The sequence below is a fragment of the uncultured Nocardioides sp. genome (assembly GCF_902805925.1).
Classification (GTDB): Bacteria; Actinomycetota; Actinomycetes; order Propionibacteriales; family Nocardioidaceae; genus Nocardioides.
The window spans coordinates 1-10,750 of the sequence record NZ_CADCUP010000042.1; the positions used below are offsets into that span (position 1 = coordinate 1).

General features: G+C 74.4%; 9 protein-coding genes. 6 read left to right on the forward strand and 3 right to left on the reverse strand.

Translation table 11 applies throughout. The features are described from left to right. Window positions 1-1,175, reverse strand: a 1,175-nt coding sequence (locus QZX64_RS02945; RefSeq protein ID WP_295656824.1) for a hypothetical protein, incomplete at its 3' end; no start/stop codon positions are given. A 125-nt stretch (window positions 1,176-1,300) separates the two neighbouring features. Between QZX64_RS02945 and eccCa the strand changes: the two genes are divergently transcribed. Next, window positions 1,301-5,299 (forward strand): type VII secretion protein EccCa, encoded by a 3,999-nt coding sequence (gene eccCa / locus QZX64_RS02950; RefSeq protein WP_295656826.1) that lies wholly within the window; start codon window positions 1,301-1,303, stop codon window positions 5,297-5,299. Window positions 5,300-5,456: 157 nt separating this feature from the next. Here the strand turns inward: eccCa and QZX64_RS02955 are convergent, their stop codons facing one another. Next, window positions 5,457-7,064, reverse strand: a complete 1,608-nt coding sequence (locus QZX64_RS02955) for a helicase HerA-like domain-containing protein (protein WP_295656827.1) — start codon at window positions 7,062-7,064, stop codon at window positions 5,457-5,459. 84 nt (window positions 7,065-7,148) lie between these two features. Here QZX64_RS02955 and QZX64_RS02960 point away from each other — a divergent pair, with 84 nt between their 5' ends. Then, window positions 7,149-7,445, forward strand: a complete 297-nt coding sequence (locus QZX64_RS02960) for a type II toxin-antitoxin system VapB family antitoxin (RefSeq protein WP_295656829.1) — start codon at window positions 7,149-7,151, stop codon at window positions 7,443-7,445. Beyond that, window positions 7,445-7,948 carry a LytR C-terminal domain-containing protein gene (locus QZX64_RS02965; RefSeq protein WP_295656831.1) on the forward strand — a complete coding sequence of 168 codons (504 nt, stop codon included), beginning with the start codon at window positions 7,445-7,447 and terminating at the stop codon, window positions 7,946-7,948. The genes QZX64_RS02960 and QZX64_RS02965 overlap by 1 nt, the downstream gene beginning before the upstream one ends. A gap of 7 nt (window positions 7,949-7,955) precedes the next feature. On the opposite strand, the gene QZX64_RS02970 is transcribed toward QZX64_RS02965, so the two are convergent. Further along, the gene (locus QZX64_RS02970; protein ID WP_295656832.1) at window positions 7,956-9,458 is read right to left on the reverse strand and encodes a potassium/proton antiporter; all 1,503 of its coding nucleotides are present in this window, start codon (window positions 9,456-9,458) and stop codon (window positions 7,956-7,958) included. Window positions 9,459-9,665: 207 nt separating this feature from the next. Between QZX64_RS02970 and QZX64_RS02975 the strand changes: the two genes are divergently transcribed. The 3 genes from QZX64_RS02975 to QZX64_RS02985 form a co-directional block, all read left to right on the forward strand. Continuing rightward, on the forward strand, window positions 9,666-9,995 hold the full coding sequence (locus QZX64_RS02975; protein WP_295656833.1) for a hypothetical protein: 330 nt from the start codon (window positions 9,666-9,668) through the stop codon (window positions 9,993-9,995). A gap of 35 nt (window positions 9,996-10,030) precedes the next feature. Beyond that, window positions 10,031-10,537, forward strand: a complete 507-nt coding sequence (locus QZX64_RS02980) for a hypothetical protein (protein WP_295656835.1) — start codon at window positions 10,031-10,033, stop codon at window positions 10,535-10,537. 22 nt (window positions 10,538-10,559) lie between these two features. Then, the coding region (locus QZX64_RS02985; RefSeq protein WP_295656837.1) for a hypothetical protein at window positions 10,560-10,750 on the forward strand (191 nt) is incomplete at its 3' end.

A 10,750-nucleotide genomic window follows, 5' to 3' on the forward strand; every position in this document is an offset into this window, starting at 1 on the left:
ACGACCGCGGCCTGCTGGCCCGGGCTCGCCGCCCGGAGCACGACGGCGCACAGGACCCCCCAGCAGACGAGCCCCGCGAGGCGGAGCAGCGCCCGGGCGGCCCGGTGGCGGTAGCTGCGGGCGGCCAACAGGATCGCGGCGCCGGCGAAGAAGACCAGGCAGCGGGCACCGATGCGGTCGACGTCGATCACGGCGGTCCGCACCAGCAGCGGCACCGTGACGGCGACCACGACGAGGATCGCCGCCGCGGAGGCCGTGATCATCCGGGTGCCGCTGGCCACGAGCGCCTTCATCACCGACTCGGGCACGATCATCCGGCCACGCCGGCCGGGGACCCCGTCCCGCGCCGACCAGGCCGTCACGGCGAGCTCCATCTCGATCAGCGCGTGGTCGGGGACGTCGATGGCGAGGACGGGGGCGAGGCGGGCCCCGAGCGTCGCGAGGACGAGGAGGAGGGCCCAGCCCACCCGCGCGTCGAGCTCGGTGAGGACCGTGAGGCCGGTGACCCCGGCCACCACGGAGGCCGCCGCGATCCACACCGACAGCGCCTCGTCGCTGCCGGGCGCCCAGGCCCGGCCGACGGCCGCGACCACGGCGGCGGCCAGGGCGCACGCGGCGACCACGGCGGAGGTCTGGTAGCCCTGCGGGCCGACGTACGCCAGGGCGGCTCCGGCGCCGAAGGCGGGCGCCGCCACGACGCGGTGGCGTGCGCGGCTGCCGACCGGCACCGTGGCGAGGACGCCGGTGAGCAGGAGCACCCCGGCGACGACGAGGCGGGTGGTCCCCGACGCGATGCCGGTGGCGAAGAGGCCGGCCAGCGCGGCGGCCAGCGCGGCGGCGGTGCAGGCCAGGGCCGACAGCGGGCCGGGCTCCTCGGCACCCGCGCGCACCGGCCTGTGGGCGACGCTGCGGGGACGGTGGAGGCCGGCGGCCGCGACGACCGTGTCGCCCGACTCCACGCCCGCCTCGGTCAGCACCCGGTCGGCGGGGATCAGCTGCCCGAGGGCGGTCTGGAGCAGCGGGATGGTGTCGAGCCCGGACTGCTGGGCGTACTCACGGGCGACGTCGTGGGCGGTGACGCCGCCGGAGACCATCAGGTCGACGACGCCGGCCGGGCCGTGCACGCTGAGCACCATGGTCGCGGTGCTGGCCGGCACCGGCTGGGTCTCCGCCACGCCTCCCCCTCCACGCCCCCCGCCACGACCCACTGGTCAGCGGCTCAGGGCAGTGCACAGGAGAGTAGTCGCTGCCATTTGCATCCACTTATCATCGCCGCGACGGGCAACGCCGAGGGGGACCAGTGAGCACGGCACTGCGCAGCGGACGGCGGCTGGACCGGCCCGAGATGCCCAGCGGCCAGATCGTCCTCCAGCCACCGCCGCAGCTCCAGGAGAACGAGGGCGCCTCCGGCGTGCTGATGAACGCCATCCCGATGCTCGGCAGCCTGGGCTCCATCGTGATGGTCGCGACCCTCGGCGGCACCGGCGCCAGCCGTGGCCGCAGCCTCATCGCCGCCGGCATGTTCCTCTTCGCCACCCTCGGCTTCATCGTCGTCCAGATCGACCGCCAGCGGAAGCAGCGCGCCCAGCAGGTCACCGGCTCCCGCACCGAGTACCTGTGCTACCTCACCAACATCCGCAGGCTCGCCCGGGACGCGGCCACGCAGCAGCGCCGTGCGCTGACCTGGCGCCACCCTGACCCCAGCGCCCTGCCCGCGCTCGCCGAGGACCGCCAGCGCCTGTGGGAGCACCGGCCGAGCGACCCCGACTTCCTGCACGTCCGCTACGGGCTGGGCGCGCAACCGCTGTCGCTGGAGCTCGTGCCACCCGAGTCGGCAGCGATCGGCCAGGTCGACCCGGCCGCGGCGTCGGCGCTGCACCGGCTGCTGGTCGTGCACCGGCTGCAGCCCGACCTCCCCGCCTCGATCGACCTGCGCGCCTTCGACCGGGTCGAGGTCTGCGGCGGCGAGGACGAGGCGCGCTCGCTGGCCCGGGCCATGATCTGCTCGGCCACCGCCTTCCACAACCCCGAGCAGCTGATCGTCGCCGTGCTCACCTCGGAGGCCAGCCTCACCCACTGGGACTGGGTGAAGTGGCTGCCGCACGCCCGAAGCGCCCGGAGGTCCGACGCCGTCGGCCCGATGCGGATGGTCACCACCTCCCTCGACGGCCTCGGGGCGCTGCTGCCGCCCGACCTCGGCGAGCGGCCGCGCTTCGGCGCCGACGAGCGCCCGGCCGTCCCCCACATCCTGCTGGTCATCGACGGCGGCCACCTGCCGCCCGGCAACCACGTCGTGCCCCCGGACGGGCTGCACGGCGTCACCCTGCTCGACCTGCCGGTGCGTTGGGACGAGCTGGAGGACCTCAGCCGGCTGCGGCTGGAGCTGACCGGCGCACCGGCGCAGGACGGCAAGCTCCCCGTGCGTGCCGTCCGCCTGCGGGCCGAGCCCGTCAAGGCGGTGGTGGACCAGTGCGACCTGGCGACCGCGGAGGCGTTCGCGCGGCGGCTATCGCCCCTCCACGTGGTCACCTCCGGCAGCGACGCGGGTGGCGGTGAGATCACGGGCCCCTCCGACCTCATGGACCTGCTCGGCCTCGGGGACGTGCGCACCTTCGACCCGACCACCTCCTGGCGCCCCCGCGCCGCGCGCGACCGGCTCCGCGTGCCGGTCGGGCTGGGCGAGGGTGGCTCGATGATCCACATGGACATCAAGGAGTCCGCACAGCAGGGCATGGGCCCGCACGGCCTGGTCATCGGGGCGACGGGCTCGGGCAAGTCGGAGTTCCTGCGCACCCTCGTGCTCGGCCTCGCGATGACGCACCCGCCCGAGCAGCTCAACATGGTGCTCGTCGACTTCAAGGGCGGCGCGACGTTCGCCGGCATGTCCGGCATGCCGCACGTCTCCGCCGTCATCACGAACCTCTCGGAGGAGCTCACGCTCGTCGACCGCATGCAGGACGCCCTGTCGGGCGAGATGGTGCGTCGCCAGGAGCTGCTGCGGGCAGCGGGCAACTACGCCTCGGCGCGCGACTACGAGAAGGCCCGCGCCGCCGGCGAGGACCTCGCGCCGCTGCCGTCGCTGTTCGTCTGCGTCGACGAGTTCTCCGAGATGCTCACCGCCAAGCCGGAGTTCATCGACCTGTTCGTCGCCATCGGCCGCCTCGGCCGGTCCATGGGCATCCACCTGCTGCTGGCCTCGCAGCGCCTCGAGGAGGGCCGCCTGCGCGGCCTGGAGTCCCACCTCTCCTACCGCGTCGGCCTGCGCACCTTCTCCGCCGGGGAGTCCCGCACCGTGCTCGGGGTGCCCGACGCCTACGAGCTGCCCGCCGTCCCCGGCCTCGGCTACCTCAAGCCCGACCAGTCCACGCTGCTGCGCTTCAAGGCGGCGTACGTCTCGGGGCCGCCGAGCGGACGCGCCCGGGTGGTCCGCGACGAGGGCGGACACGTGCGCGGCATCCTGCCCTTCACGATCTCGGAGGTGCACGCGCTCGAGCCGCTTGAGTCCCAGGTCGTCGAGGAGGCCCCGGTCGTGCGGCAGAAGGAGGGCGAGCAGCCCTCGCTGCTCGACCTCGCGGTGGACCGCATGGTCGGCCACGGCACGCCCGCCCACCAGGTGTGGCTCCCGCCGCTCGACGTGCCCGACACCCTCGACGTGCTCATGCCCGACCTCGTCGAGGACCCCGAGCTGGGCCTGGTGTCGCCGCACTGGCGCTCCCTGGGCGGTCTCGTGGTGCCCCTCGGCACCGTCGACCGGCCGCGCGAGCAGCGGCGCGACACGTTGACCCTCAGCCTCACCGGCGCCGCCGGCCACGTGGCGGTCGTGGGTGGTCCCCGCACCGGCAAGAGCACGATGCTGCGCTCGGTCGTGACCAGCATGTCGCTGACCACCACCCCGCTGGAGTCGCAGTTCTTCGTGCTCGACTTCGGTGGCGGCACGTTCACGCCGCTGGCCCGGCTCCCGCACGTCGCCGGGGTCGGCACGCGGGCCGAGCCCGACGTCGTACGCCGCATCTTCGCCGAGGTCACCGGCATCGTCGACCGCCGCGAGGCCTACTTCCGCGAGCAGAGCATCGACTCCATCGAGACCTACCGCAGCCGGCGGGCCCAGGGCCGCGCCGACGACGGGTACGGCGACGTGTTCCTGGTCGTCGACGGCTGGGGCACCCTGCGCGCGGAGTTCGACGACCTCGAGCTGGAGATCCAGCAGCTCGCCGGCCGCGGCCTCACCTTCGGCGTGCACCTGCTCGTCGGCGCGACGCGCTGGGCGGACTTCCGCGCCGCCATGCGCGACATGCTCGGCTCACGGCTCGAGCTGCGCCTCGGCGACCCGCTCGACTCCGAGATCGACCGCAAGGTCGCAGCGCTCGTGCCGACCGGGCGGCCCGGTCGTGGCCTGGTGCCCGGCAAGCTGCACTTCCTGGGCGCGCTGCCGCGCATCGACGCCGAGCCCGACCCCGACAACCTCGGCGAGGGCGTCGCCGACCTCATCGAGCGCTCCGCCCGGGCCTGGCGCGGCCCGGCCGGCCCGAAGCTGCGGCTGCTGCCCGAGCTGATCACGCTCGGGGCGATCCGCGAGGACGCCGCCCGCCGCGACCAGCTCGGCAGGCGGCTGATCCTCGGCATCAACGAGAAGGAGCTCGCCCCCGCCACCCTCGACACCGACGCCGAGCCGCACCTGCTGCTCTTCGGCGACGGCCGGTCGGGCAAGAGCGCGCTGCTGCGCAGCTACGTGCAGGAGGTGATGCGCACCCGCACCCCCAAGGAGGCGCAGATCGTCGTCGTCGACTACCGGCGCTCCCTGCTGGGCGAGGTGCCCGACGACTACCTGCTGGACTACCTCACCAGCTCCACGCAGGCGACCCCCGTGATGCAGGAGATCGCGGCGTACCTCCAGAACCGGATCCCAGGGCCCGACGTCACGCCCGAGCAGCTGCGCACCCGCACCTGGTGGACCGGCGCGGAGGTGTACGTCGTCATCGACGACTACGACCTGGTCGCCACCTCCCAGGGCTCGCCGGTGCAGGTGCTCCAGCCGCTGATGGCGCAGGCGCGCGACACCGGTCTCCACGTCGTGGTCGCCCGGCGCGCCGGTGGCGCGTCGCGGGCGCTCTACGACCCGGTGATCCAGTCGATGCGCGACCTCGCCATGCCCGGCATCATGCTCTCGGGCCCGCGCGACGAGGGCGCGCTCATCGGCAACGTCCGGCCGCAGCAGGCCGAGCCCGGGCGCGCCCGGATGGTCACCCGCGATCGCGGCACCGAGGTCGTGCAGCTGGCCTGGACCGAGCCGACGATGTAGCAGTGGGCGGGAGAGGCGCCGCCCCTGACGGTTCATCAAGGTATGTCGGTCGACTGGCACTTCCCACGGGTTGCATGCCATGGGAGCTGCCGGTTCGTCTGCATACCTTGATGAAGCAACGGCACAGCGAGGCCGGCACCCCGGCACAGCCCCACCCTCAGCGGCGGCCCGACCTGAACATCCCGCGCGCGATCTCCCGGGCCGCCGTCCGCATGAAGTCCTTGAAGACCGGCGACGTCACGACGTCCATCACCAGGCCGTCGTCGTCCTTGGCCGGAGCCTTACTCCTGGTGGGCCTGGGGCGGCGCTTCACCTCGGCCTCGCGGGCCTGCTCCTGCGCCCTCGCGTCGTCCTCGGCCCTGCGCGCCCCCTCCTCCAGCCGGGCCGCGAGCTTCTCGCGGGCCGACTCGCGATCGACGGCCCTGCCGTACGTCGCGTGCCCGGGGCTGGCCTCGACGAGGCGCTGCATGGCCGCGGGATCGGCGGGGCCCATCAGCGACTCCGGCGCCCGCAGCCGGGTCCACGCCACCGGGGTGGGGGCGCCGCGCTCGTCCATCACCGTCACGACCGCCTCGCCGATGCCCAGGCCCGTGATCACCTCGCCGAGGTCGTCGTACGCCGAGCGGGGGTAGGTGTCGACGGTCGACTTGAGCGCCTTGGCGTCGTTGGGCGTGTGGGCACGCAGCTGGTGCTGGACGCGCGACCCGAGCTGGGCCAGGACCTCGTCCGGCACGTCGGTGGGGCGCTGGGTCACGAAGAAGACGCCGACGCCCTTGGAGCGGATGAGCCGCACCGTCTGCGCGATCTGGTCCAGGAACGCCTCGGAGGCGTCGTCGAAGAGCAGGTGCGCCTCGTCGAAGAAGAACACCAGCCTCGGCCGGTCGGCGTCGCCGATCTCCGGCAGGTCGTGGAAGAGGTCGGCCAGCAGCCACATCAAGAAGGTGGAGAAGATCGCCGGCCGGTCCTGCAGGTCCGGCAGCTCGACGAGGCTGATGACGCCGCGCCCGTCCGGGGTGGTGCGCAGGAGGTCCGCCGACTCGAACTCGGGCTCGCCGAAGAAGGCGTCGGCACCCTGGTCCTGCAGCCCGATCAGCTCGCGCAGGATCACCCCCGCCGTCGCCGACGACAGCCCCCCGAGCCCCTTGAGGTCGGCCTTGCCCTCGGCGCTGGTCAGGTGGGCCACCACCGCCCGCAGGTCGGCGAGGTCGAGCAGCGGCAGCCCGGCCCGGTCGGCGTAGTGGAAGACCAGGCCGAGGCTCGACTCCTGCGTCTCGTTGAGGCCGAGCACCTTGCTCAGCAGCAGCGGGCCGAACGACGACATCGTCACCCGCAGCGGGATGCCCGTGCCCTCGCCGCCGAGGGCGTAGAGCTCGACCGGGAAGCCGGTGGCGGTCCACTGCTGGCCCACCGAGGCCGCCCGCGCGGTGACCTTCTCCCCGCCCTCGCCCGGCTGCAGCAGCCCCGACAGGTCGCCCTTGATGTCGGCTGCGAAGACCGGTACGCCGTGCGCGCTGAGCTGCTCGGCGAGCAGCTGGAGCGTCTTGGTCTTGCCCGTGCCGGTCGCCCCGGCGACGAGCCCGTGGCGGTTCACCATCGCCAGCGGGATGCGCACCCGGACGTCGGACAGCTCGGTGGGGCCCACCATCAGCCCGCCCAGCTCGAGCACCGGCCCCTCGAAGGCGTATCCCGGCGCGACGGCCTCCGCGACGGGGTGGCGGGCAGCGGTCCCCGGGGCCGGGCCGGGGGTCTGGGGCGTCTGGGTCATGCGCGGCAGCCTAGCCAGCAGCGCGGCCGGCGGGCCCGCGTCGCGCGGCCGGTCGCCGCGGCGTACGTCGATATAGTCGCCCGCGTGATCTTCAAGAGCGTCGGCGACGGCCGGCCCTATCCGGACCACGGGCTGACGTCGCGTGGCTGGGCAGCGGTGCCGCCGAGCCAGGTGCGCCTGGACCGCCTGGTGACCACCAAGGACACCCTCCAGCTCGCCGCCCTGCTCGACGAGGACTCCACCTTCTTCGGCGACCTCTTCGCCCACGTCGTCGCGTGGGAGGGCGACCTCTACCTGGAGGACGGCCTGCACCGCGCCCTGCGCGCGGCGCTGCAGGGGCGCAACATGCTGCATGCGCGCGTCCATGCCGTGGGGGCCTGATGCGGGCCGGTGCCCGGTCCCTGGCGACGCTGGTCGTCCTCACGGCCGTCCTCGTGGCTGCCGCGTACTGGGGCTGGCAGGCCGCCACCGAGCCGCTGCCGGAGCGGGCCGACCCGCCGCTGTGCGTGAGCACGCCCGTGGCGGCGGGGGCGACGGTCGTGCGCGAGCAGGTCACCGTGAGCGTCTACAACGCCAGCACCCGCAACGGGCTGGCCGGCACGACGTTGGGGGCGCTGGAGGACCGCGGGTTCATCGGGGCCGACACCGGCAACGCGCCCGAGGGCACCGCGGTCTCCGGCGCGCAGGTCTGGTCGAACGACCCGGAGAACCCCGCGGCACGGCTCGTCGCCCAGCAGTTCAGACGGGCCCCGATCGTGCCCGGCGAGCCGCTCGGCCGCGGGGTCACGGTGATCGTCGGCGACGACTTCCGCAAGCTCGCCAAGGGCGTCGACTCGGTGACCAGCGCCGCCGACGCCACCATCTGCAGCCCGCCGGGACAGTAGCCGCCGCTCAGCGGCTGTCGTCCTCGAGCCACTGGGCCAGGCGCCCGCCGGCCGACACCCGGCGCAGCCGCTCCTCGGTGGCCTCCCGCGCCCGGCGCGGCGTGACCACGAGCAGGTCGTCGGCGTGCCGCAGCACCGTGCGATGCTCCGGCACGATGGTGTCGCCGTCGCGGATCACCATCGCCACCGACGAGCCGCGCGGGAGCCGCAGCTCCCCCACCTCGACCCCGTGCATGCGGGAGTCGGGCGCGATCGTCACCTGGAGCAGGTCGGCGGCGATGCGCTCGAGGGGCGCCGCCTCGACGTCCAGACCGCGCGGCTCCGAGCGCTGGGCCACGCCGAGCCGGCGCGCGACGAGCGGCAGCGTGGGGCCGGTGAGCAGGGTGTAGATCACCACCATCACGAAGACGATGTCGAAGAGCCGCTCGGCGCCCTCCACCCCCTCGGCCAGGGGGATCGTCGCCAGCACGATGGGCACGGCGCCGCGCAGGCCGGCCCACGAGATGAACGCCAGGTCACGCCGGGCCATCGGGCCGGCCGCCGCACTGACGAAGACCGAGAGCGGTCTGGCCACCACCGTGAGCACGAGCCCGGCGACCACGGCCAGGCCCACGGTCTCCAGGGTGATCCGGGTCGGGGAGAGCAGGAGCCCGAGCATGACGAACAGCCCGATCTGGGCCAGCGAGGCGACGCCCTCGGCGAACGAGCGGGTGGCGACGCGGTGCGGCAGCACGGAGTTGCCGAGCACCAGCGCCGCGACGTACACCGCCGCGAAGCCGGACGCGTGCATCGCGGAGGCCGCGCCGTACGCCAGCAGCGCCAGGCTCAGCACGGCGATCGGGTAGAGGCCGGAGGACGGCAGGGCGATCCGGCGCATCACCCAGGCGCCGCCGAACCCGAGGACCAGCCCCGACAGGGCGCCCACGACCAGCTCGAAGACGATGACGCCGCCGATCTGGAGGAGCCCCTCCTCGGCCAGCGCCCCGGTCGAGATCAGGCCGACGAGCACGACGGTGGGTGCGTCGTTCAGCCCCGACTCCGCCTCCAGCGCGCCGGTCAGCCGCCGCGGCAGCGGCACCACGCGCAGCACAGAGAAGACCGCCGCCGCGTCGGTCGGCGAGGTGACGGCGCCGAGCAGGATCGCGAGCTCCCAGGGCAGGCCGAGGAGGAAGTGCGCGCCGAGCGCCACCGTCGTGACCGACACCGCGACGCCGACCGTCGCCAGCGAGACGCCGAGCCGCATGGACGGGCGCACGGTGCTCCAGCTGGTGGTCAGTCCGCCCTCGGCCAGGATGAGCGCCAGCGCGCCGAAGCCGAGCGCGTGCGCGAGCTCGGCGTCCTCGAAGCCGATCCCGACGCCCGACTCGCCGAGGGCCACGCCCATCAGCAGGTAGAGCAGGAGGCTGGGTAGCCCCGCGACGGCCGTGGCGCGGACGGCGAGGATCGCTGCCAGCGTGACGGCCGCGCCCACCAGCACGAAGCTGTCGAGCTGGTGGACATCGAAGGTCACGCGTCACCTCGCTCGGCACTGCTGGGGTGGCTGGGCACCGATCCTATCGTCGCGGGACCTCCGCCGCCGCGCCCGTCCGGGACCACGCGCGACGTCCGCCGCCGCCACCACGGTGAGCCGCGCCGAGCGCCCTCGCCGCGTGCACCTTGGTCGGCGGCGCGTGGTTCGGCGCCTCTCCAACCGGGGAAGTGACCCGGGCAGACAGTGGTGAGCGCCCGGCGCAGCAAGGAGTGCGCCTCCCACCTGCGTGAGGCCGCGGCGCACCACGACACCGCCGCGGAGTCGCTCGAGCGGCACGTGCACGACGTCGACCGGCTGCAGGAGTCGATCGCCACCATCGAGCGCAGGGCCGCGACCCTCACCGCCGACGCCCGCGCCCGCACCGCCGCGCACGAGGCGCACGAGGCGCACCAGCCGGCTGCCGGCAGGGCGCCGTCCGACGAGGACGTGTGGTCCTCGGCCTCGCTGTCGCCCGCCACCTTCACCGAGGCGGAGGGGACATCCGGGCCGCCACGACCGGCAGGCGCGGCCTGCTGACCCGCTCGGTCGAGCTCGACGCCGACGCCCTGGTCGTGCGCGCCACCGTGCTCACCTACCGCTGGATCGACGAGCTGCGGGAGGCGGCCTGCAGGACGCTGGGCTCCATCGCGGGCCGGGCGATCGACTACCTCGCCCCCGAGGTCGCCCTCGGCGGCGCGATCGTCTCGGCCGGCCTGATCGAGACCGACGCCCTCGACCGCGACGGCGTCGCGGCGTACCTCTCCGACCTGGCCGAGAACAACCCCGAGCTGATGGACCACATCTCGGGCGGCGGCGGCCTGCTCGACGGCCTCCAGATGCGCTCGCTGCTCACCGCGGGCGTCCTGAGGGGCGACTCGGGCAGTCTGGCGGCCCGCGGCGGCATGCGGGCGATGGGCGTGCAGCCGTTCGGGTACGACGGCGGCTCGGCGCTGCGGGACCACGCTGTCCACCGCCGACGCCGGCATCGTCGTGCAGGGCGTGGGCACGGGCCGCTACATCGCCTACCTTGCCCGGCCCGGGCGGCACCGGGGCAACCGGCTCCGGCTGGTCAGCGGTGACCACTCCGGCTACGCCCGTCAGGTGGTGCGCGCCATCGAGAGGGCGGTGGGCGACGACGAGGACGCCCGCCTCATGCTCGTCGGCTCCGCGCAGGGCGGCGCGACGGCCGCCGAGCTGGCGGCCGCGGCGACGTCCGAGAGGTTCCTCATCGACCACGTGGTGACCGCCGGGGCCCCCTCGGCGCAGGTGCCGGTGGTCCCCGAGACCTGCCG